Here is a 21,545-nt window from a genome sequence, read left to right on the forward strand (position 1 = left end):
AACATAACGAAAATGGCATATTCACCCATTATTGTTTACCTTTAACGGGGTGTTTTCGTGAGATTGATCTCATTTGCTCTGATTTGTTATGACCAAGGAATATGTAATGGAAGATTTGAATGTTGTCGACAGCATCAACGGTGCGGGGAGCTGGCTGGTCCGCAACCAGGAATTGCTGTTGAGCTATGCCGTCAACATCGTGGCGGCAGTGGCCATTGTGATTGTCGGGATGATCGTGGCGCGTCTGGTGTCGAATACGGTTAACCGCCTGATGGTGGCGCGGCATATCGATGCTACCGTGGCAGACTTTCTTTCCGCGCTGGTGCGCTACGGAATTATTGCTTTCACGCTGATTGCCGCACTGGGTCGGGTAGGGGTACAGACGGCGTCGGTGATTGCGGTGCTCGGTGCCGCCGGTTTAGCGGTCGGTCTGGCGTTGCAGGGATCGTTGTCTAACCTTGCCGCAGGCGTTCTGCTGGTCATGTTCCGTCCGTTCCGTGCGGGTGAGTATGTGGATCTGGGCGGCGTTGCCGGGACGGTGCTGAATGTGCAGATTTTCTCCACCACCATGCGCACCGTGGACGGTAAAATTGTCGTCATCCCGAACGGTAAAATCATTGCCGGCAATATCATCAACTTTTCCCGTGAGCCGGTACGCCGTAATGAATTTATTATTAGCGTCGCTTACGACTCTGATATCGATAAGGTGAAACAGATCCTCACCGGGATTATCGAATCAGACGATCGCATTCTGAAAGATCGCGAAATGACGGTTCGTCTGAATGAGTTGGGCGCGTCGTCGATTAACTTTGTGGTGCGCGTCTGGAGCAACAGCGGCGATCTGCAAAACGTGTACTGGGACGTACTGGAGCGGATTAAGCGTGAATTTGATGCCGCTGGAATCAGCTTCCCGTATCCGCAGATGGACGTGAATTTCAAACGCGTGAAAGAAGTCACGGCAGAATAATGCTATGCCGGATGCGCATCGCAGCATCCGGCAAAATCCCCTCTTCATTAATTTCCCTAATCTACGATTAATATTATCCATTTCCGCTAATAATCATCCCGCGCTATAGTCTGCGCTATAGAGACAACACTCAGGATGATTACCGTGATATCGTATTATTTTCAAGGTCTTGCGCTTGGCGCAGCCATGATACTTCCGCTCGGCCCACAGAATGCGTTTGTGATGAATCAGGGAATACGTCGCCAGTATCACATCATGATTGCGCTCCTGTGCGCCATCAGCGATCTGTTGCTGATTTGCGCCGGGATTTTTGGCGGTAGCGCATTACTGATGCAGTCGCCGTGGTTGTTGGCGCTGGTCACCTGGGGCGGAGTGGTTTTTTTGCTGTGGTACGGTTTTGGCGCTTTAAAGACGGCAATGAGTAGCAATCTGGAACTGGCCAGCGCGGAAGTGATGAAGCAGGGACGCTGGAAGATCATCGCCACCATGCTGGCGGTGACATGGCTGAATCCGCACGTCTACCTGGATACATTCGTGGTGCTTGGCAGTCTGGGCGGACAACTGGATGTCGAACCCAAACGCTGGTTCGCGCTCGGCACCGTCAGTGCCTCCTTCCTGTGGTTCTTCGGCCTGGCGCTGCTGGCGGCGTGGCTCGCGCCGCGACTGCGTACCGCAAAAGCGCAGCGGATTATCAATACGCTGGTGGGGCTGGTGATGTGGTTCATCGCTTTTCAACTGGCAAAAGAAGGCGTTGCGCATGTTCACGCCTTGTTCAATTAAGAGCCAGTCCATTAGCGCTCTAAGCGTTGTCTGATGGACAACACACTATTTCGCGCTAAGCTTGCCTGCATGCGCCCTGAAATTTGGGGCAACTCACGTAACATGGAGGAGCGACAGTGAAGTTCAAAGTGATGGCCCTGGCGGCATTAGTGGGATTCAGTGCAATGTCGGTGCAGGCAGGCGAATTGCCTGACGGACCGCACATCGTGACTTCCGGGACGGCAAGCGTGGACGCTGCACCTGATATTGCCACGCTGGCAATCGAGGTTAATGTTGCGGCGAAAGACGCTGCGACGGCGAAGAAACAGGCTGATGAGCGCGTTGCGCAATACCTTTCTTTCCTTGAGCAAAATCAGATCGCGAAAAAAGACATTAGTTCGGCGAACCTGCGCACCCAACCGGATTACGATTATCAGAACGGCAAAAGCGTTCTGAAAGGGTATCGTGCGGTGCGTACTGTCGAAGTGACGCTGCGTCAGTTAGATAAACTCAACCCACTGCTGGACGGCGCGCTGAAAGCGGGGCTGAACGAAATTCGTTCCGTTTCGTTGGGTGTGGCGCAACCGGATGCTTATAAAGACAAAGCGCGTAAAGCAGCGATTGATGATGCAATTCACCAGGCGCAGGAACTGGCGGCCGGTTTTAACAGCAAACTGGGTCCGGTTTACAGCGTGCGCTACCATGTCTCGAACTATCAGCCAAGCCCGATGGTGCGGATGATGAAAGCGGACGCGGCACCGGTGTCAGCGCAGGAAACGTACGAGCAGGCGGCGATTCAGTTTGATGATCAGGTCGATGTGGTGTTCCAGTTGGAACCTGCGGCGGGTCAACAATCTGCGGCAACCGCCAAAGCGCAATAACCTTCCAGGCCGGATGAGGCATGTGCGCCACCATCCGGCAATTTTGTTGATTACTTCGCGATACGTTTGTACTTGATACGCTTTGGCTCCAGCGCGTCAGCGCCCAGCGTGCGCTTCTTGTACTCTTCGTATTCGGTGAAGTTACCTTCGAAGAACTCCACTTTCCCTTCATCCTGGTAGTCCAGAATGTGGGTGGCGATACGGTCAAGGAACCAACGGTCGTGCGAGATAACCATTGCGCAACCCGGGAACTCCAGCAGGGCGTTTTCCAGCGCGCGCAGGGTTTCGATATCCAGGTCGTTGGTCGGTTCATCGAGCAGAAGAACGTTACCGCCAACCTGCAGCAGCTTCGCCAGATGCAGACGACCGCGCTCACCACCGGACAGCTCGCCGACGCGTTTGCCCTGGTCGGTGCCTTTGAAGTTAAAGCGGCCAACATAGGCGCGACTTGGCATTTCGGTGTTGCCGATCTTCATGATATCCAGCCCACCGGACACTTCTTCCCACACGGTTTTGCTGTTATCCATGGCGTCACGGAACTGATCGACGGAGGCCAGCTTAACGGTTTCACCCAGCGTGATGGTGCCGCTGTCTGGCTGTTCCTGACCGGACATCATACGGAACAGGGTGGATTTACCCGCGCCGTTCGGACCGATGATGCCGACGATGGCGCCTTTCGGTACAGAGAAGCTCAGATCGTCAATCAGCACGCGGTCGCCGTAGGATTTACGCAGGTGGCTGACTTCAATGACTTTATCGCCCAGACGCGGTCCAGGTGGAATAAACAGTTCGTTGGTTTCGTTACGTTTCTGGTATTCCGTGCTGTTCAGCTCTTCAAAGCGTGCCAGACGGGCTTTACCCTTAGACTGACGGCCTTTCGCGCCCTGACGAACCCACTCCAGTTCTTTCTCGATAGATTTACGGCGTGCCGCTTCCTGAGAGGCTTCCTGCGCCAGACGCTGATCTTTCTGCTCCAGCCAGGAAGAGTAGTTACCTTCCCACGGAATACCTTCGCCGCGGTCAAGTTCAAGGATCCAGCCTGCGACGTTGTCGAGGAAGTAACGGTCGTGGGTAATCGCCACCACGGTGCCTTCGAAGTCGTGCAGGAAGCGTTCCAGCCAGGCCACGGATTCCGCATCCAGGTGGTTGGTCGGTTCGTCAAGCAGCAGCATGTCAGGTTTTTCTAACAGCAGACGGCACAGTGCGACACGGCGACGTTCACCCCCGGAGAGGGTCGCGATTTTGGCGTCCCAGTCTGGCAGACGCAGGGCGTCGGCCGCACGCTCCAGTTGCACGTTCAGGTTATGACCGTCGTGCGCCTGAATGATCTCTTCGAACTTGCCCTGTTGCGCGGCCAGTTTATCGAAGTCGGCATCTGGCTCTGCGTATTTCGCATAAACCTCATCCAGACCTTTCAGTGCGTTGACCACTTCCGCCACTGCTTCTTCAACAGACTCGCGTACGGTGTGTTCAGGATTAAGCTGAGGTTCCTGCGGCAGGTAACCAATTTTGATGCCAGGCTGCGGGCGGGCTTCGCCTTCAATATCTGTATCAATGCCCGCCATGATGCGCAGCAGGGTGGACTTACCGGCACCGTTAAGGCCCAGTACGCCGATTTTTGCGCCAGGAAAGAAGCTCAGCGAGATGTTTTTAAGAATATGACGTTTCGGCGGAACGACTTTGCCGACACGATGCATGGTATAAACGAATTGGGCCACGTTGGACTCGCCTCTGTATTTATCGTGATGAATATACCCGTCATACTTCAAGCTGCATGTGCGTTGGCTGCACTCGTTCACCCCAGTCACTTACTTATGCAAGCTCCTGGGGAGTTCACTCCCTTGCCGCCTTCCTGCAACTCGAATTATTTAGGGTATAGATGTATTCAAAGGCGAAGTGTAGCCTTTTTCCCCTCTCAATCCCAGCCAGCAGATCTCACTCGCAGTAAAAGTAAAAAAGTGTCCGCGACGTGGCGTAAATGCCAATGACTGGTTAGCATGAAATCATTAGGCGGCATGAGGCTGCAGCGACGTATCATATTTAGAGGAAGAGCTTGTGGACAAAGCCCAACGATTTACCTGGCGTCTTATTGCCGCCGGTGTGTGCCTGCTGACGTTAAGTCAGGCAGCGCGAGCCGATTCACTGGACGAGCAGCGTAACCGTTACGCACAGATTAAGCAGGCCTGGGATAACCGACAGATGGATGTCGTGGAGCAGATGATGCCGGGCCTGAAGAATTACCCCCTGTATCCCTATCTGGAATATCGGCAAATCACCGATGATCTGATGAATCAGCCGACCGTCACGGTGACCAACTTTGTACGTGCCAACCCAACCCTGCCGCCAGCGCGTACGCTGGAATCGCGTTTCGTTAACGAACTGGCGCGGCGTGAAGACTGGCGCGGATTATTAGCGTTTAGCCCGGAGAAGCCGAGAACCACCGAGGCGCAGTGCAATTACTATTACGCGAAGTGGAATACCGGGCAAACGGAAGAAGCCTGGCAGGGGGCGAAAGAGCTGTGGTTGACCGGTAAAAGCCAACCTAATGCCTGTGACAAACTGTTCAGCGTCTGGCGCGCGTCTGGCACCCAGGATCCGCTCTCTTACCTGGAGCGCATTCGCCTGGCGATGAAAGCGGGCAACACTGGACTGGTGACGGTACTGGCCGGGCAGATGCCGGCGGAGTATCAGACTATCGCGTCAGCGATTATCTCACTGGCGAACAACCCGAACAGCGTCCTGACCTTTGCGCGCACCACCGGCGCGACCGATTTCACTCGTCAGATGGCCGCTGTGGCCTTTGCCAGCGTCGCTCGTCAGGATGCGGAAAACGCGCGTCTGATGATTCCGTCACTGGTACAGGCGCAGCAGTTGAATGAGGATCAAACCCAGGAGCTGCGCGATATCGTCGCCTGGCGATTAATGGGCAACGACGTCACCGACGAGCAGGCGAAATGGCGAGACGACGCGATTATGCGCTCGCAGTCCACCACGCTGGTGGAGCGTCGGGTGCGCATGGCGCTCGGGACTGGCGATCGTCGTGGCCTGAACACCTGGCTGGCGCGTCTGCCGATGGAGGCGAAGGAAAAGGACGAATGGCGATACTGGCAGGCCGATTTGCTGCTGGAACGAGGACGTGAAGCGGAAGCAAAAGAGATCCTGCATGCGCTGATGCAACAGCGCGGTTTCTACCCGATGGTGGCAGCGCAGCGTCTGGGAGAAGAGTACGTTCTGAAAATTGATAAAGCGCCTGGCGATGTGAATAACGCGCTGACTCAGGGAGCGGAAATGGCCCGCGTTCGCGAACTGATGTACTGGAATATGGATAACACCGCCCGCAGCGAATGGGCAAACCTGGTCACCAGCCGGACAAAGACGGAGCAGGCGCAGCTGGCGCGTTATGCCTTCAACAATCAGTGGTGGGATCTGAGCGTGCAGGCGACGATCGCCGGTAAACTCTGGGATCATCTGGAGGAGCGCTTCCCGCTGGCGTATCAGGATCTCTTTACCCGCTATACCCGTGGCAAAGATATTCCGCAAAGCTATGCGATGGCGATCGCGCGTCAGGAGAGCGCCTGGAATCCGAAGGTGAAATCGCCGGTCGGCGCCAGCGGGCTGATGCAGATTATGCCAGGCACCGCGACGCACACGGTGAAGATGTTCTCTATTCCGGGTTACAGCAGTCAGAATCAGTTACTGGATCCGGAAACCAATATCAATATCGGCACCAGCTACCTGCAGTACGTCTATCAGCAGTTTGGCAATAATCGGATCTTCTCGTCAGCAGCTTACAATGCCGGACCAGGGCGCGTGCGCACCTGGCTTGGCAACAGCGCGGGACGGATCGACGCCGTGGCGTTTGTCGAGAGTATTCCCTTCTCGGAAACGCGTGGCTATGTGAAGAACGTGCTGGCCTACGACGCTTACTATCGCTATTTCATGGGGCAGAAAGACACCCTGATGAGCGATTCTGAGTGGCAGAGACGTTATTAATCCGGTGGGTTATGTTATGATTTGTACTCGTGTATGAGTACAACAGGGCGGCATAACATGACCCAGCATTCCCCTTATTCATCGGCGATGGCCGAACAACGTAATCAGGAGTGGCTTCGTTTTGTGGAGTTGCTCCGCCAGTCTTATGCAGAGGATCTGCACTTACCGCTGTTGCAACTGATGCTGACCCCGGATGAGCGCGAAGCGCTGGGGACGCGTGTACGCATTATCGAAGAGTTATTACGTGGCGAAATGAGCCAGCGCGAGCTTAAAAACGAGCTGGGCGCGGGGATTGCGACGATCACCCGCGGCTCTAACAGCCTGAAATCGGCGCCCGTCGAACTGCGGCAGTGGCTGGAAACCATATTGTTGAAAAACGCCTGAAAAGTGATTTCGTAGGCCTGATAAGCGTAGCGCCATCAGGCTTGCAACCGCACTATCGCCGGATGACAATTTCGTCTTATCCGGCTTACGAACTCAACGATAAATCGCGTTATGAAACGGGCTGAGCGCCAGAATCACGGCCTGGTGGTAAACGCTGGCGCGCGTCAGTTTCCCGGCGGTAAACACGCCAATCGCCCCTTCTTTTCGGCCAATCTTATCAATACCCGTGTAGTGTGACATTACCGGACCCAGCGCTTCACCCTCGCGCACTTTTTCAAGGATCACCGCAGGCAGCGGCAGCGTCGCAGAACGCGCTTCGCCACGCTGGGTGGCGTTTTCGACAACCACCCAACTGAAGGTCGCATCTTCATCAATACCCGCTTCGATGGCTACCCAGAAGTCGGCATCGGGGCGCGCACGACGGGCGTTTTCGACCCGATTCCGTGCGCCAGCACGCGTTTCAGGACTTCCGAAGGGTTGTTCCGGTACGCCGCTATCGACGTCCACAGACTCAATATGGCAGGATCCTTCACCGAAGATCTCGTTAAATGCCTGCAGAATTGCCTGAATTTTGGCGGGATTGGTGGTTGCTGAGACAACATGGTGCATAATTAAGCTCGATTTTATAAAAACTCTTTGCAGTATACGGAAAAATAGCATGTTACAGGTATACCTTGTTCGCCACGGTGAAACGCAGTGGAACGCCGAGCGACGCATTCAAGGCCAGTCCGACAGTCCGCTGACCGCTAAAGGTGAGCAACAAGCTATGCAGGTTGGTGACCGCGCGAAAAGTCTCGGCATCACCCACGTCATTAGTAGCGATTTGGGACGTACCCGCCGCACCGCTGAAATCATCGCCCAGGCCTGTGGCTGTGATATCACCTTAGATGCTCGCCTGCGCGAGCTGCACATGGGCGTGCTGGAAAAACGTCATATTGATACCCTGACCGAAGAAGAAGAGAACTGGCGTCGTCAGTTAGTCAACGGCACCGTCGACGGACGTATTCCCGAAGGGGAGTCGATGCAGGAGTTAAGCGATCGCGTTCATGGCGCGCTCGCTGCGTGCCTGGATTTGCCGCAGGGGAGTCGTCCGCTGTTGGTCAGTCATGGCATTGCGCTGGGCTGTCTGGTCAGTACGATTCTGGGACTTCCTGCCTACGCTGAACGCCGCTTACGCCTGCGTAACTGCTCGATTTCGCGGGTAGATTATCAGGAAAGCCTGTGGCTGGCGCCGGGATGGGTGGTCGAAACGGCAGGGGACATCTCGCATCTGGACGCCCCTGCGTTGGATGAGCTACAGCGCTAACGGCGAATCGGAATCAGGAATTCGCAGCGCAGGTTAATGGGGCGGTCACCGGCTTTGGCATCTTCAGCCGGGTAGTACCGCTCGATATCCTGGCCCTTGCGGCGCGTCAGGTTCAGGAGCGGCATGCAGGTACCATAGACCGTCAGGATGAACTCCTGAACGCCCGTTCCCAGCCCTTCGTAAGTAAACATCACATACTCGCCGCCCTGCAACAGCACCGGCTGTGCCGACTGTACGTAGCCGTTGGCCTGATCCTGCGGCAGCGCGGTGGTGTAGAACACTTCCTGCTCGTCATCTTTTTCATGGCTGGGATGCGTTTCGTTCAGGCCATAGAGTACAGGCGGAATGGTTGGCGCGTGGCCGAGGAAATCGTGCCAGAACTGATAGCGCATTTCGTGGCGGAAATCGGAAATTTGCTCCAGCGAACAGGAGTAACTCTGGGTGACACCCAGCAGTTGCATATCTTCCAGAGTGACAAATTTATGCTCAGGCATGGCAAATTCGCCCAGACGCAGAGGCGGACGAATACCGAATGCGCTCCATTCCGGTGAACGACGATACAGTGCAGGCGTCTGGGAAAACTGTTTCTTAAAGGCGCGGGTGAACGTTTGTTGAGAGTCGAAGCGGTACTGCAGGGCAATATCCAGAATCGGGCGAGCCGTCAGGCGAAGCGCAACGGCAGATTTCGATAAGCGGCGTGCGCGGATATACGCGCCAATCGCATGACCCGTCACGTCCTTAAACATTCTCTGCAGATGCCACTTGGAATAACCCGCTTTTGCCGCCACATTGTCAAGCGACAGCGGCTGATCCAGATGACCTTCCAGCCAGATTAATAGGTCGCGAATAATGCCGGCCTGATCCATAAAATATCCTCATCCTTTCAACTACAAACACCTGACATCAGATTATTGGATAATAGCATTTTTTGTTGTTTTAGCATTCAGTGTTTTTTTTGCGCATTAATGCTTTTTTTGAATCTAATAAAACGTGATTATTGTAATCCTGTGATCTGTAAACAGTTTCTTTTACAATGCTGAATAATTGCGCAGCGTCATTTTAAAGAATGGTAACAATATGAAATACAAGAGTTTAGTTCTGTTCACTCTGTTGCTTATGCTGGCGCCGCTGGCATCTGCTGAGCAGATCGGTTCCGTCGATACGGTGTTTAAGATCTTTGGGCCGGATCATAAAATCGTCGTGGAGGCGTTTGACGACCCCGATGTTAAAAACGTGACCTGCTACGTCAGCCGTGCCAAAACCGGTGGCATTAAAGGCGGGTTGGGGCTGGCGGAAGATACTTCTGATGCCGCCATCTCCTGCCAGCAGGTAGGACCGGTAGAACTGAGCGACAGAATCAAGAACGGTAAAGCGCAGGGCGAAGTGGTCTTTAAGAAACGCACTTCGTTGGTCTTCAAATCATTACAGGTCGTGCGCTTCTATGATGCCAAACGCAACGCGCTGGCTTATCTGGCCTATTCCGACAAGGTGGTCGATGGGTCGCCGAAAAATGCCATTAGCGCGGTACCTATCATGCCGTGGCGCGAATAACAGGGAAGCATTATGCAGCAGGTGTCGGTCTGGCTGGTGGAAGATGAGCAGGGTATCGCGGATACCCTGATTTATATGCTCCAGCAGGAAGGGTTTAGCGTGGAAGCCTTTGAGCGCGGGTTGCCCGCGCTGGAGAAAGCGCGTCATCAGTGTCCGGATGTGGCGATTCTCGATGTCGGATTGCCGGATATCAGCGGTTTTGAGCTGTGCCGGCGATTGCTTGAGTACCATCCGGCGTTACCAATCCTCTTTCTGACGGCGCGCAGCGATGAGGTGGATCGCTTGCTGGGTCTGGAAATCGGTGCCGACGATTACGTCGCCAAACCGTTTTCACCGCGGGAAGTCTGCGCCAGAGTCCGCACGCTGCTACGTCGGGTGAAGAAGTTTTCCACGCCGTCGCCTGTTGTCAAAACCGGCCATTTTGAGCTGAATGAACCTGCGGCTGAAGTGGCCTGGTTTGGTACGCCCCTGTCACTCACGCGCTATGAATTTTTGCTGCTGAAAACGCTGCTGTTATCTCCAGGGCGTGTCTATTCGCGCCAGCAACTGATGGATATCGTCTGGGCCGATGCGCAGGATACATACGACCGGACGGTCGATACGCACATCAAAACGCTGCGCGCCAAACTGCGCGCGATCAACCCGACGCTTTCGCCGATCAACACGCATCGTGGGATGGGCTACAGCCTGAGGAGCCTCTGATGCGCATTGGCATGCGTTTGCTGTTGGGCTATTTCCTGATTGTCGCTGTTGCTGCGTGGTTTGTTCTTTCTATTTTTGTACAGGAGATTAAACCTGGCGTACGGCGCGCAACGGAAGGGACGCTGATCGATACTGCCACGCTGCTGGCGGCGCTGGCGCGTGACGATCTCCTGTCGGGTAACCCGGCGCATGGCCAACTGGCGCAGGCGTTTACGCAACTGCATAACCGTCCTTTTCGCGCCAACATCAGCGGAATCAATAAAGTCCGCAATGAGTACCATGTTTACATGACGGATGCGCAGGGCAAAGTGGTGTTTGATTCCGTCAATAAAGCGGTCGGGCAGGATTACTCTCGCTGGAACGATGTCTGGCTAACGCTGCGTGGACAGTATGGCGCGCGCAGTACGCCGCAGGATCCCGCCGATCCGGAAAGCTCGGTCATGTATGTTGCTGCGCCGGTTGTCGACAACGGAAAGATCATCGGCGTGCTCAGCGTGGGAAAACCCAATGCCGCGATGGCACCGGTGATTAAACGCAGCGAGCGCCGGATCCTTTGGGCCAGCGCGATTCTGCTTGGCATTGCGCTGGTGATAGGCGCCGGGATGGTCTGGTGGATAAACCGTTCCATTGCCCGCCTGACGCGCTATGCGGATTCCGTGACCGAAAACCAGCCGATGCCGCTGCCTGAACTGGGCAGCAGTGAGTTGCGCAAACTGGCGCAGGCGCTGGAGAGCATGCGTCTGAAGCTGGAAGGCAAGAATTACATTGAACAGTACGTATACTCGCTCACCCACGAGCTAAAGAGTCCGTTGGCGGCCATTCGCGGCGCGGCGGAAATTCTGCGGGAAAATCCGCCTCCGGACATTGTTAAGCGCTTTACCGACAATATTCTCAGCCAAAATGCGCGAATGCAGGCGCTGGTTGAAACCTTGCTGCGCCAGGCGCGACTGGAAAACCGTCAGGATATTGCCCTCTCCCCGGTTGCGGTCGATGAACTGTTTGCGCAAATCAGCGACGCGCGCGCGATTCAACTGGCGACGAAGGCGATATCGCTGGAGATTGTCCCCTCGGCGTTAAGCGTCTCTGCGGAGCCGGCGCTGCTGGAGCAGGCGTTGGGCAACTTGCTGGACAATGCCATTGATTTCACCCCGGCAGGCGGAGCGATCACCCTCAGCGCACAAGCGCATGCAGAGACGGTGACGCTGACGGTGACCGATACGGGTACAGGCATTCCTGATTTTGCCTTACCGCGGATATTTGACCGCTTTTACTCACTGCCGCGTGAGAATGGCCTCAAAAGCAGCGGTCTTGGACTGGCGTTCGTTCGCGAAGTGGCGCGACTGCTGAAGGGGAGTGCAGAATTACGTAACCGCCCAGAAGGCGGCGTCGAGGCCACGCTCACACTTCACCGTCACTTCACATAACTTCAAATTCCCCCCACATAGCGTGCGTACTCTGCGGGTATTGCATAAGGAGAACGCTATGTTGAAATCCCCCCTGTTCTGGAAAATCGTCACCTTAGGTGGCGCGATTGTGTTGCTGCTGATCCCCCTGATGATGGTCCGGCAGATTATTGTGGAACGTGCTGATTATCGTGATGCGGTGGAGGATGCGATTCGGCAGAGTACCAGCGGACCGCAAAAAGTGGTCGGCCCGCTCATTGCCGTACCTGTGACTGAGTTATACACCGTGCTGGAAAACGAGAAAGAGGTGCAGCACAGGCGCAGTTTTATCCACTTCTGGCTGCCGGAGTCGTTGATGGTGGAGGGGAACCAGAACGTCGAACCGCGAAAAGTGGGCATCTACGAAGGGCAGGTCTGGCATACCGATGTTACCTTGAAAGCGGAGTTTGATGTTGCACGACTGAGTGAACTGAACCGGCCCAACATAACCCTTGGGAAACCGTTTATCGTGGTTGGCGTGGGTGATGCGCGAGGGATTGGCGTGGTGAAAGCACCGAAGGTGAATGGAATGGCGCTTGCTGTCGAACCGGGGACGGGGCTAACAGACCGCGGAGAAGGGCTCCACATTCCGCTTCCGGATGCGCAATGGGCGATGCGCGATGTGAACCTGGCGATGTCACTCAATTTAAGCGGAACTGGCGCTTTCTCGGTGGTTCCGGTAGGACGTAGCAGCCAAATGACGCTCACCAGCAACTGGCCGCATCCCAACTTCCTCGGTGATTTTCTACCCGACAAGCGCGAAATCAGCGAGTCAGGGTTTCAGGCACAGTGGCAAAGCAGTTGGTTTGCCACTAACCTGGGCGATCGGTTTGTGGATGCGCGAAAAGACGGGTGGTATAACCTGCCGTCGTTTAGCGTCGCGGTTGCCACTCCTGCCGATCAGTATCAACTGACGGATCGGGCGACGAAATATGCCATTTTGCTGATTACACTGACATTTATGGCTTTCTTTGTGTTCGAAACGTTGACGGGTAAAAAATTACACCCGATGCAGTATCTGCTGGTGGGGCTGTCGTTGGTGATGTTTTATTTGCTGTTGCTGGCGCTCTCAGAACATATTGGTTTCACCCTGGCATGGATTGTCGCAAGCCTGGTGGGCGCGCTGATGAACGGGGTTTATCTCCAGGCAGTGCTACAGGGCTGGCGTAGCAGCGTGGTTTTCACTCTGGCATTGTTAGCGCTGGATGGTGTGATGTGGGTACTGTTGCGCTCGGAAGACAGCGCGCTGCTGTTGGGGACGAGTGTGCTGCTGTTGGCGCTGGGGAGCGTGATGTTCCTGACGCGGCATCTTGACTGGTATGCATTCTCGCGTGCGAAACCGACACCAACACCAACGGCGCCGAAACCGTCCGCACCCGTGGACGATGCGCTACGCGTGTGGAAGTAAATTCAGCAAAAAGCAGATAAGAAAAACGGCGCATTGAGCGCCGTTTTTTTGACGGTGGTAACCCGATTAATCCTGCAGATCGCCACAAAAACGGTAACCTTCACCGTGAATAGTCGCGATAATTTCCGGCGTATCCGGCGTGGATTCGAAATGCTTACGAATGCGGCGGATGGTCACGTCAACGGTACGGTCATGGGGTTTCAGCTCACGACCAGTCATTTTCTTCAGCAGCTCAGCACGGGACTGGATCTTGCCTGGGTTCTCGCAGAAGTGAAGCATGGCACGGAACTCACTGCGCGGCAGTTTGTACTGTTCGCCATCAGGCCCGATCAGAGAACGGCTGTTGATGTCCAGTTCCCAACCGTTGAACTTGTAGCTTTCAACGCTACGACGTTCTTCGCTGACGGTACCCAGGTTCATGGTACGAGACAGAAGGTTGCGGGCACGGATAGTCAGTTCGCGCGGGTTAAACGGCTTGGTGATGTAATCGTCTGCACCGATTTCGAGGCCGAGGATTTTATCGACTTCGTTATCGCGGCCAGTCAGGAACATCAGCGCAACGTTAGCCTGCTCGCGCAGTTCACGCGCCAGCAGAAGACCGTTTTTGCCTGGCAAGTTGATATCCATGATCACCAGGTTGATGTCATATTCAGAGAGGATTTGATGCATTTCCGCGCCATCAGTCGCTTCGAATACATCATAGCCTTCCGCTTCGAAAATACTTTTTAACGTGTTGCGTGTTACCAACTCGTCTTCAACGATAAGAATGTGCGGGGTCTGCATGTTTGCTACCTAAATTGCCAACTAAATCGAAACAGGAAGTACAAAAGTCCCTGACCTGCCTGATGCATGTCGCAAATTAACATGATCGGCGTAACATGACTAAAGTACGTAATTGCGTTCTTGATGCACTTTCCATCAACGTCAACAACATCATTAGCTTGGTCGTGGGTAGTTTCCCTCTGGACCCGACAGTGTCAAAAACGGCTGTCATCCTAACCATTTTAACAGCAACATAACAGGCTAAGACGTACCGGACACCCAATAAAACTACGCTTCGTTGACATATATCAAGTTCAATTGTAGCACGTTAACAGTTTGATGAAATCATCGTATCTAAATGCTAGCTTTCATCACAAAATTGCAATAATCCAACTAGTTGCACAGGATAACTAATTAACACGGCGAATCCTATGAATGAGATTCATTTTAAATCAAATTATCTCTGATAAACAGAAGGATATACTGTTTCTGTTAACATAAAAAACATTAGTAAAGTAAGGAAACAGTTTAGCGCCTTTTATGAAAGGTGAAACGGTTTTCCACTGATTTTGGTTAAAATTTTGTAAATTCGCTCCGCGTAATATCTTGACATAGTTCACACAATTGCCCGCGGACAGGCATAAAGAGTAAAAAAATGCGCATTACTATTATCCTCGTCGCTCCCGCCAGAGCGGAAAACATTGGTGCCGCGGCTCGCGCCATGAAAACCATGGGATTCACTCAGTTGCGTATCGTTGACAGTCAGGCGCATCTTGAACCCGCCACGCGCTGGGTGGCGCATGGCTCCAGCGATATTATTGATAATATTACTGTTTTTCCGACGCTTGCGGACGCGCTTGTCGATGTTGATTTTACCGTCGCCACCACGGCGCGCAGTCGAGCAAAATTTCACTACTACGCGACGCCGGCGGAACTGGTTCCGCTGCTGGAAGAAAAATCGGCCTGGATGAATCACGCCGCGCTGGTTTTTGGTCGTGAAGACTCCGGACTGACCAACGATGAACTGGCACTGGCGGATGTTCTGACCGGCGTGCCAATGGTTGCAGATTATCCTTCTTTGAATCTGGGGCAGGCGGTGATGGTCTACTGCTATCAATTAACAAATTTAATGCAACAACCTGCTAAAGAAGTCGATTCATCTGATGAATTTCAGTTACAGGCATTACGCTCACGCATCATGAGCCTGTTGGCCACTCTGGAGGTTGCAGATGACAGCAAACTGGTCGACTGGCTACAACAGCGTCTGGGGCATTTAGGGCAGCGAGACACGGCAATGTTGCACCGCCTGGTCCATGATATCGAAAAAAAAGTCACAAAATAATAATTTTCCTTTAGTTGTATTTATGGTGATAACTGCTGATTTCAAGAGGGGTTTTCCTGCGGGTTTGGTTGAAAATAAACCTTTCGCCAGCAGCTCATGAACAAGTTTCGTCAGGTGAGTAAATCAAATATTTATTGACTTAGCTCACCATATACTTTAACCAATATAGACATACAGCACAGACAGATTACCCGTCATACTTCGAGTTGCATCTGCGTTGGCGACTTTTGTTCACCCCAGTCACATCGTTTTCTATGCGCCAGGGGCTTCACGCAATTGCTGCCTTCCTGCAAGACGAATTATTTAGGGTAAATAATGACAGAGTACACAACATCCATGAAACGCATCAGCACCACCATTACCACAACCATCACCATTACCACAGGTAACGGTGCGGGCTGACGCGTACAGGAAACACAGAAAAAAGCCCGCACCTGAACAGTGCGGGCTTTTTTTTCGACCAAAGGTAACGAGGTAACAACCATGCGAGTGTTGAAGTTCGGCGGTACATCAGTGGCAAATGCAGAACGTTTTCTGCGGGTTGCCGATATTCTGGAAAGCAATGCCAGGCAGGGGCAGGTAGCGACCGTTCTTTCTGCCCCCGCTAAAATTACCAACCATCTGGTGGCGATGATTGAAAAAACCATCGGAGGTCAGGACGCATTACCCAATATCAGTGATGCCGAACGTATTTTTGCCGAACTTCTGCAGGGACTCGCCGACGCCCAGCCGGGCTTTCCGCTGGCGCAGTTGAAAGTGTTTGTTGAGCAGGAATTTGCCCAAATCAAACATGTGCTGCATGGGATCAGCTTGCTAGGACAGTGTCCGGACAGCATTAACGCTGCGCTCATCTGCCGTGGCGAAAAGATGTCGATCGCCATCATGGCGGGGTTACTGGAAGCCCGCGGCCACCACGTTACCGTTATTGACCCGGTCGAAAAACTGCTGGCGGTGGGGCACTACCTCGAATCTACCGTCGATATCGCCGAATCGACTCGCCGCATCGCCGCCGGGCGTATACCCGCCGATCACATGGTGCTGATGGCCGGGTTCACCGCCGGTAATGAGAAGGGTGAACTGGTGGTGCTGGGGCGCAATGGCTCCGATTACTCCGCAGCGGTTCTGGCGGCCTGCTTACGCGCCGACTGTTGCGAGATCTGGACAGATGTCGACGGTGTATATACCTGTGACCCGCGCCAGGTACCTGACGCCAGGTTGCTGAAATCGATGTCTTATCAGGAAGCGATGGAGCTCTCCTATTTCGGCGCAAAAGTGCTTCACCCTCGTACCATTACCCCCATCGCGCAGTTCCAGATCCCTTGCCTCATCAAAAATACCGGTAACCCGCAGGCGGCAGGCACGCTGATCGGCGCCAGCCGCGATGAAGACGATCTGCCAGTGAAGGGGATTTCCAACCTTAATAATATGGCGATGTTCAACGTCTCCGGTCCTGGCATGAAAGGGATGGTGGGGATGGCGGCGCGCGTGTTTGCGGTGATGTCCCGTGCAGGCATTTCCGTGGTACTGATTACCCAGTCATCCTCTGAGTACAGCATCAGCTTCTGCGTGCCGCAGGCCGACTGCGCCCGCGCGCAGCGTGCCTTGCAGGATGAATTCTATCTCGAACTGAAAGAGGGCGTGCTGGAACCGCTGGCGGTCACTGAACGACTGGCGATTATCTCCGTCGTTGGGGATGGCATGCGGACACTGCGGGGTATTTCGGCGAAATTCTTTGCCGCACTGGCGCGCGCGAATATCAATATCGTGGCTATCGCGCAGGGCTCTTCTGAGCGTTCCATTTCGGTCGTGGTCAATAACGACGATGCCACGACGGGCGTACGCGTCACCCATCAGATGCTGTTCAATACCGATCAGGTAATTGAAGTGTTTGTCATTGGCGTTGGCGGGGTAGGCGGCGCGTTACTGGAGCAGCTTAAGCGCCAGCAAACCTGGCTGAAGAAAAAACATATCGATCTGCGCGTGTGCGGCGTGGCGAACTCGAGAGCGCTGTTGACCCATGTGCATGGCCTGAATCTGGAAAACTGGCAGGCTGAACTGGCTGAAGCGAAAGAGCCGTTCAATCTTGGTCGCTTAATCCGTCTGGTGAAGGAATATCACCTGCTGAACCCGGTGATTGTGGATTGTACATCCAGTCAGGCGGTGGCCGATCAATACGCGGACTTCCTGCGTGAAGGATTCCATGTGGTTACGCCGAACAAAAAGGCGAATACCTCGTCAATGGATTACTACCATCAGCTGCGCTTCGCTGCCGCGAAGTCACGGCGCAAATTCCTCTATGACACTAACGTGGGTGCCGGTCTGCCGGTGATCGAAAACCTGCAAAACCTGTTGAATGCGGGCGATGAATTGCTGAAGTTCTCCGGCATCCTGTCCGGTTCGCTGTCATTTATTTTCGGTAAGCTCGACGAGGGTATGAGCCTCTCTGAAGCGACTCGTATCGCGCGTGAAATGGGGTACACCGAACCCGATCCGCGTGACGATCTTTCGGGAATGGACGTGGCGCGTAAGCTGCTGATCCTCGCCCGTGAAACCGGGCGCGAGCTGGAACTGTCAGACATCGTCATTGAACCGGTGCTGCCGAAAGCGTTTGATGATTCAGGCGACGTTGACGCGTTTATGGCGAATCTGCCGCAGCTTGACGATGCCTTTGCCGCTCGGGTGGCAAAAGCCCGTGATGAGGGCAAAGTATTGCGCTATGTTGGCAACATCGAAGAAGACGGCGTCTGTCGGGTGAAGATTTCTGAAGTGGACGGTAACGATCCGTTGTACAAAGTGAAAAACGGCGAAAACGCGCTGGCGTTCTACAGCCACTACTATCAGCCGCTGCCGCTGGTTCTGCGCGGTTATGGCGCGGGTAACGACGTCACGGCGGCAGGGGTGTTTGCTGACCTGCTGCGTACTCTCTCATGGAAGCTAGGAGTCTAACATGGTTAAAGTTTATGCCCCGGCTTCCAGTGCCAATATGAGCGTTGGATTTGATGTGCTTGGGGCGGCGGTGACGCCCGTTGATGGCTCACTGCTGGGCGACGTGGTGTCGGTTGAGGCGGCGGACAGTTTCAGCCTGAATAATCTGGGCCGCTTTGCCGACAAGCTACCGCCAGAACCGCGAGAAAATATTGTTTACCAGTGCTGGGAGCGTTTTTGTCAGGAACTGGGTAAGCAAATTCCGGTGGCGATGACCCTGGAAAAGAATATGCCGATCGGCTCCGGATTAGGTTCCAGCGCCTGCTCGGTGGTGGCGGCACTGGTCGCGATGAATGAGTACTGCGGCAAGCCGCTCAATGACACGCGTCTGCTGGCAATAATGGGCGAGCTGGAAGGGCGTATCTCCGGCAGCATTCACTACGATAACGTCGCGCCATGTTTCCTCGGTGGTATGCAGTTGATGATTGAAGAAAACGGCATTATCAGCCAGCAGGTGCCAGGCTTTGATGAGTGGCTGTGGGTACTGGCCTATCCTGGCATTAAAGTCTCCACGGCAGAAGCGCGGGCGATCCTGCCTGCGCAGTATCGTCGCCAGGATTGCATTGCCCACGGGCGTCACCTGGCCGGGTTTATTCACGCCTGCTATTCCCGTCAGCCTGGGCTTGCGGCGAAACTGATGAAGGATGTGATTGCCGAACCGTATCGCGAACGTCTGTTGCCTGGTTTTGCTCAGGCGCGTCAGGCCGTCGCGGAAATTGGCGCGCTGGCCAGCGGTATTTCCGGTTCAGGGCCGACGTTGTTTGCGCTCTGCGATAAAACGGAGACCGCGCAGCGTGTGGCGGACTGGCTGGGTAGTCACTACCTGCAAAATCAGGAAGGCTTTGTTCATATTTGCCGGCTGGACACGGCGGGCGCACGAGTACTGGGATAATTGATGAAACTCTACAATCTTAAAGATCACAACGAACAGGTTAGTTTTGCACAGGCCGTCACGCAGGGGCTGGGCAAGAATCAGGGGCTGTTTTTCCCGCACGATCTGCCGGAATTCAACCTGACAGAAGTGGATGAGATGCTGAACCAGGACTTCGTCAGCCGTAGCACAAAGATCCTCTCGGCGTTCATCGGCGATGAAATCCCGCAGGAGATCCTCGAAGAACGTGTGCGCGCAGCCTTTGCTTTCCCGGCGCCGGTTGCTCAGGTGGAAGGGGATGTCGGCTGTCTGGAGTTGTTCCATGGCCCGACGCTGGCGTTTAAAGATTTCGGTGGTCGTTTTATGGCGCAGATGTTAACCCACATCAGCGGCGATAAACCGGTGACCATTCTGACGGCAACCTCTGGTGATACCGGCGCGGCCGTGGCGCATGCGTTTTATGGTCTGCCGAACGTGCGCGTGGTGATCCTCTATCCGAACGGTAAAATCAGTCCGTTGCAGGAAAAACTGTTCTGCACGCTGGGCGGTAACATTGAAACTGTTGCCATCGATGGTGATTTTGATGCCTGCCAGGCGCTGGTCAAACAGGCGTTTGATGATGAAGAACTGAAAGTGGCGCTGGGGTTGAACTCGGCGAACTCCATCAACATCAGCCGCCTGCTGGCACAGATTTGCTACTACTTTGAAGCCGTTGCCCAATTGCCGCAGGAGGCGCGGAATCAGTTGGTGGTTTCTGTTCCAAGCGGTAACTTTGGCGACCTGACGGCGGGCCTGCTGGCGAAATCTCTCGGCCTGCCGGTGAAGCGTTTTATCGCTGCCACCAACGTTAACGACACGGTGCCACGCTTCCTGCAGGACGGGCAGTGGGCGCCAAAAGCGACCCAGGCGACGTTGTCTAACGCGATGGATGTGAGTCAGCCGAACAACTGGCCGCGCGTTGAGGAGTTGTTCCGCCGTAAAATCTGGCGTCTGAATGAGCTGGGTTATGCGGCTGTAGATGATGAAACCACACAGGAAACGATGCGCGAACTGAAAGCGAAGGGCTACACTTCTGAGCCTCATGCCGCCGTGGCCTACCGCGCCCTGCGTGATCAGCTCAATCCGGGCGAGTACGGTCTGTTCCTCGGCACTGCGCACCCGGCGAAGTTTAAAGAGAGCGTGGAAGCGATCCTCAATGAAACGCTGGATCTGCCGAAAGAACTGGCAGAACGTGCGGATCTACCGCTGCTTTCGCAACATCTGCCGGCGGATTTTGCCGCCCTGCGTAAGCTGATGATGACGCGCTAAACCGTCTGCCCGGTGGCGCTATCGCTTACCGGGCCTGTCAGGCGGTGGAGATGAGAAAGCCGGATAAGGCGTAGCCGCCATCCGGCGAAATGCGCATTACTGCTCGTGACGCTTAAACACCAGTTCGCCGTTGCCAGACACGGCGTCATCAAAGAAGTAACCTTCGCTGTTAAAGCCGGTGAGCTGTTCAGGCGTCGTCAGGCGGTTTTCAATGATGTAGCGGCTCATCAGGCCGCGCGCCTTTTTGGCGTAGAAACTGATGACTTTGAACTTACCGTTTTTCTCGTCGAGGAAGACAGGTTTAATCAGCTCGGCATTCAGTTTCTTCGGTTTCACGGCGCGGAAGTATTCATCCGATGCCAGGTTAATCACCACCTGGTCGCCCTGTGCGGCGAGCGCTTCATTAAGCTTATCCGTGATGATATCGCCCCAGAACTGATACAGATCCTTTCCTTTGGCGTTATCCAGACGGATACCCATTTCCAGACGATAAGGTTGCATCAGATCCAGCGGGCGCAGCACGCCATATAAACCTGAGAGCATACGCAAATGCTGCTGGGCAAAATCGAAATCGGCTTCACTGAAGTTTTCGGCCTGTAGTCCGGTATAGACATCGCCTTTGAAAGCCAGAATGGCCTGACGCGCGTTTTCTGGCGTGAAGTCCGGCTGCCAGTCATGAAAACGGGTGGCGTTTAGATCGGCGAGTTTGTCGCTGATGTTCATCAGCTTGCCGATTTGCGGGGCTGAAAGTTTACGCGCCACATGAATCAGTTGCTGCGAGTGATCCAGTAATTCAGGTAGCGTATGGCGCGTTGTTGCCAGAGGGCTCTGGTAGTCGAGCGTTTTTGCAGGTGAAATCAGAATCAGCATATCCAGTCCTTGCA

The 21,545-nt window shown here is 54.3% G+C and carries 21 protein-coding genes and 1 other annotated feature; of the genes, 16 read left to right on the top strand and 5 right to left on the bottom strand.

Translation table 11 applies throughout. The features are described from left to right. The first annotated feature begins 106 nt into the window (after positions 1-106). The 3 genes from AOY24_RS07410 to AOY24_RS07420 all read left to right on the top strand — a co-directional run bounded on the left by AOY24_RS07410 (position 107) and on the right by AOY24_RS07420 (position 2,607). Positions 107-967 (top strand): small-conductance mechanosensitive channel MscS, encoded by an 861-nt coding sequence (locus AOY24_RS07410; protein WP_042998033.1) that lies wholly within the window; start codon positions 107-109, stop codon positions 965-967. Between the two features lie 144 nt (positions 968-1,111). Continuing rightward, entirely contained in the window at positions 1,112-1,747 is a 636-nt protein-coding gene (gene argO / locus AOY24_RS07415) for an arginine exporter ArgO (protein WP_044256038.1), read from the top strand. Between the two features lie 116 nt (positions 1,748-1,863). Next, positions 1,864-2,607 (top strand): oxidative stress defense protein, encoded by a 744-nt coding sequence (locus tag AOY24_RS07420; protein ID WP_042998032.1) that lies wholly within the window; start codon positions 1,864-1,866, stop codon positions 2,605-2,607. 50 nt (positions 2,608-2,657) lie between these two features. Here the strand turns inward: AOY24_RS07420 and ettA are convergent, their stop codons facing one another. Further along, positions 2,658-4,325, bottom strand: a complete 1,668-nt coding sequence (gene ettA / locus AOY24_RS07425; protein ID WP_044255637.1) for an energy-dependent translational throttle protein EttA — start codon at positions 4,323-4,325, stop codon at positions 2,658-2,660. 337 nt (positions 4,326-4,662) lie between these two features. On the opposite strand from ettA, the gene sltY reads away from it, so the two are divergent. Next, the gene (sltY, locus tag AOY24_RS07430; RefSeq protein ID WP_042998030.1) at positions 4,663-6,600 is read left to right on the top strand and encodes a murein transglycosylase; all 1,938 of its coding nucleotides are present in this window, start codon (positions 4,663-4,665) and stop codon (positions 6,598-6,600) included. A gap of 57 nt (positions 6,601-6,657) precedes the next feature. Beyond that, positions 6,658-6,984, top strand: coding sequence for a trp operon repressor (gene trpR, locus AOY24_RS07435; protein ID WP_042998029.1), 327 nt, complete (start codon positions 6,658-6,660; stop codon positions 6,982-6,984). A gap of 93 nt (positions 6,985-7,077) precedes the next feature. On the opposite strand, the gene yjjX is transcribed toward trpR, so the two are convergent. Continuing rightward, on the bottom strand, positions 7,078-7,593 hold the full coding sequence (gene yjjX / locus AOY24_RS07440; RefSeq protein WP_042998028.1) for an inosine/xanthosine triphosphatase: 516 nt from the start codon (positions 7,591-7,593) through the stop codon (positions 7,078-7,080). A gap of 49 nt (positions 7,594-7,642) precedes the next feature. On the opposite strand from yjjX, the gene gpmB reads away from it, so the two are divergent. After that, positions 7,643-8,290 carry a 2,3-diphosphoglycerate-dependent phosphoglycerate mutase GpmB gene (gene gpmB / locus AOY24_RS07445; protein ID WP_044264833.1) on the top strand — a complete coding sequence of 216 codons (648 nt, stop codon included), beginning with the start codon at positions 7,643-7,645 and terminating at the stop codon, positions 8,288-8,290. Here gpmB and robA read toward each other — a convergent pair. Continuing rightward, entirely contained in the window at positions 8,287-9,156 is an 870-nt protein-coding gene (robA, locus tag AOY24_RS07450; RefSeq protein ID WP_044255635.1) for an MDR efflux pump AcrAB transcriptional activator RobA, read from the bottom strand. The two genes, gpmB and robA, sit on opposite strands and share 4 nt — an antisense overlap. A gap of 211 nt (positions 9,157-9,367) precedes the next feature. On the opposite strand from robA, the gene creA reads away from it, so the two are divergent. The 4 genes from creA to creD are packed head-to-tail and all read left to right on the top strand — an operon-like array spanning position 9,368 to position 13,393. After that, positions 9,368-9,841, top strand: a complete 474-nt coding sequence (gene creA / locus AOY24_RS07455; RefSeq protein ID WP_054176423.1) for a protein CreA — start codon at positions 9,368-9,370, stop codon at positions 9,839-9,841. Between the two features lie 12 nt (positions 9,842-9,853). Further along, positions 9,854-10,543, top strand: a complete 690-nt coding sequence (gene creB, locus AOY24_RS07460) for a two-component system response regulator CreB (RefSeq protein WP_042998024.1) — start codon at positions 9,854-9,856, stop codon at positions 10,541-10,543. Then, complete coding sequence (gene creC / locus AOY24_RS07465; RefSeq protein ID WP_044264839.1) at positions 10,543-11,967, top strand: two-component system sensor histidine kinase CreC; 1,425 nt, start codon at positions 10,543-10,545, stop codon at positions 11,965-11,967. The genes creB and creC overlap by 1 nt, the downstream gene beginning before the upstream one ends. A 58-nt stretch (positions 11,968-12,025) precedes the next feature. After that, entirely contained in the window at positions 12,026-13,393 is a 1,368-nt protein-coding gene (gene creD, locus AOY24_RS07470; RefSeq protein ID WP_044264842.1) for a cell envelope integrity protein CreD, read from the top strand. Between the two features lie 66 nt (positions 13,394-13,459). Here creD and arcA read toward each other — a convergent pair whose 3' ends face one another. After that, positions 13,460-14,176: a two-component system response regulator ArcA gene (gene arcA / locus AOY24_RS07475; RefSeq protein ID WP_001194359.1), complete on the bottom strand. Its 717-nt coding sequence runs from the start codon at positions 14,174-14,176 to the stop codon at positions 13,460-13,462. Positions 14,177-14,271: 95 nt separating this feature from the next. On the opposite strand from arcA, the gene yjjY reads away from it, so the two are divergent. The 6 genes from yjjY (at position 14,272) to thrC (ending at position 20,661) form a co-directional block, all read left to right on the top strand. After that, a complete protein-coding gene (gene yjjY, locus AOY24_RS24515; protein ID WP_042998021.1) occupies positions 14,272-14,412 on the top strand; it encodes a protein YjjY in 141 nt (46 codons plus the stop codon). A gap of 398 nt (positions 14,413-14,810) precedes the next feature. Next, a complete protein-coding gene (locus tag AOY24_RS07480; RefSeq protein WP_054176424.1) occupies positions 14,811-15,497 on the top strand; it encodes a tRNA/rRNA methyltransferase in 687 nt (228 codons plus the stop codon). 336 nt (positions 15,498-15,833) lie between these two features. Next, entirely contained in the window at positions 15,834-15,899 is a 66-nt protein-coding gene (gene thrL / locus AOY24_RS23645; protein ID WP_001386572.1) for a thr operon leader peptide, read from the top strand. Beyond that, positions 15,835-15,955 (top strand) — a sequence feature (Thr leader region). Its footprint overlaps the gene before it by 65 nt. Before the next feature lie 25 nt (positions 15,956-15,980). After that, complete coding sequence (gene thrA / locus AOY24_RS07490) at positions 15,981-18,443, top strand: bifunctional aspartate kinase/homoserine dehydrogenase I (protein WP_054176425.1); 2,463 nt, start codon at positions 15,981-15,983, stop codon at positions 18,441-18,443. 1 nt (position 18,444) lies between these two features. Beyond that, complete coding sequence (thrB, locus tag AOY24_RS07495; RefSeq protein ID WP_042998018.1) at positions 18,445-19,374, top strand: homoserine kinase; 930 nt, start codon at positions 18,445-18,447, stop codon at positions 19,372-19,374. 3 nt (positions 19,375-19,377) lie between these two features. Further along, complete coding sequence (gene thrC / locus AOY24_RS07500) at positions 19,378-20,661, top strand: threonine synthase (RefSeq protein ID WP_042998017.1); 1,284 nt, start codon at positions 19,378-19,380, stop codon at positions 20,659-20,661. 96 nt (positions 20,662-20,757) lie between these two features. Here thrC and yaaA read toward each other — a convergent pair whose 3' ends face one another. Further along, positions 20,758-21,531 (bottom strand): peroxide stress protein YaaA, encoded by a 774-nt coding sequence (gene yaaA, locus AOY24_RS07505; RefSeq protein ID WP_054176426.1) that lies wholly within the window; start codon positions 21,529-21,531, stop codon positions 20,758-20,760. Positions 21,532-21,545 lie beyond the last annotated feature (14 nt).

It is taken from the genome of Citrobacter sp. CtB7.12, from assembly GCF_001297795.1.
In the GTDB taxonomy this organism is placed as follows: domain Bacteria; phylum Pseudomonadota; class Gammaproteobacteria; order Enterobacterales; family Enterobacteriaceae; genus Citrobacter_A; species Citrobacter_A amalonaticus.

What these genes read in the sequence shown, in the direction of transcription:
- thrC (WP_042998017.1), top strand. Translation starts at nt 19,378, where the DNA reads ATGAAACTCTACAATCTTAAAGATCACAACGAACAGGTTAGTTTTGCA.
- yjjX (WP_042998028.1), bottom strand. Translation starts at nt 7,593, where the DNA reads ATGCACCATGTTGTCTCAGCAACCACCAATCCCGCCAAAATTCAGGCA.
- thrA (WP_054176425.1), top strand. Translation starts at nt 15,981, where the DNA reads ATGCGAGTGTTGAAGTTCGGCGGTACATCAGTGGCAAATGCAGAACGT.
- gpmB (WP_044264833.1), top strand. Translation starts at nt 7,643, where the DNA reads ATGTTACAGGTATACCTTGTTCGCCACGGTGAAACGCAGTGGAACGCC.
- arcA (WP_001194359.1), bottom strand. Translation starts at nt 14,176, where the DNA reads ATGCAGACCCCGCACATTCTTATCGTTGAAGACGAGTTGGTAACACGC.
- robA (WP_044255635.1), bottom strand. Translation starts at nt 9,156, where the DNA reads ATGGATCAGGCCGGCATTATTCGCGACCTATTAATCTGGCTGGAAGGT.
- trpR (WP_042998029.1), top strand. Translation starts at nt 6,658, where the DNA reads ATGACCCAGCATTCCCCTTATTCATCGGCGATGGCCGAACAACGTAAT.
- creD (WP_044264842.1), top strand. Translation starts at nt 12,026, where the DNA reads ATGTTGAAATCCCCCCTGTTCTGGAAAATCGTCACCTTAGGTGGCGCG.
- creB (WP_042998024.1), top strand. Translation starts at nt 9,854, where the DNA reads ATGCAGCAGGTGTCGGTCTGGCTGGTGGAAGATGAGCAGGGTATCGCG.
- creC (WP_044264839.1), top strand. Translation starts at nt 10,543, where the DNA reads ATGCGCATTGGCATGCGTTTGCTGTTGGGCTATTTCCTGATTGTCGCT.
- AOY24_RS07480 (WP_054176424.1), top strand. Translation starts at nt 14,811, where the DNA reads ATGCGCATTACTATTATCCTCGTCGCTCCCGCCAGAGCGGAAAACATT.
- yaaA (WP_054176426.1), bottom strand. Translation starts at nt 21,531, where the DNA reads ATGCTGATTCTGATTTCACCTGCAAAAACGCTCGACTACCAGAGCCCT.
- AOY24_RS07410 (WP_042998033.1), top strand. Translation starts at nt 107, where the DNA reads ATGGAAGATTTGAATGTTGTCGACAGCATCAACGGTGCGGGGAGCTGG.
- thrB (WP_042998018.1), top strand. Translation starts at nt 18,445, where the DNA reads ATGGTTAAAGTTTATGCCCCGGCTTCCAGTGCCAATATGAGCGTTGGA.
- yjjY (WP_042998021.1), top strand. Translation starts at nt 14,272, where the DNA reads ATGACTAAAGTACGTAATTGCGTTCTTGATGCACTTTCCATCAACGTC.
- creA (WP_054176423.1), top strand. Translation starts at nt 9,368, where the DNA reads ATGAAATACAAGAGTTTAGTTCTGTTCACTCTGTTGCTTATGCTGGCG.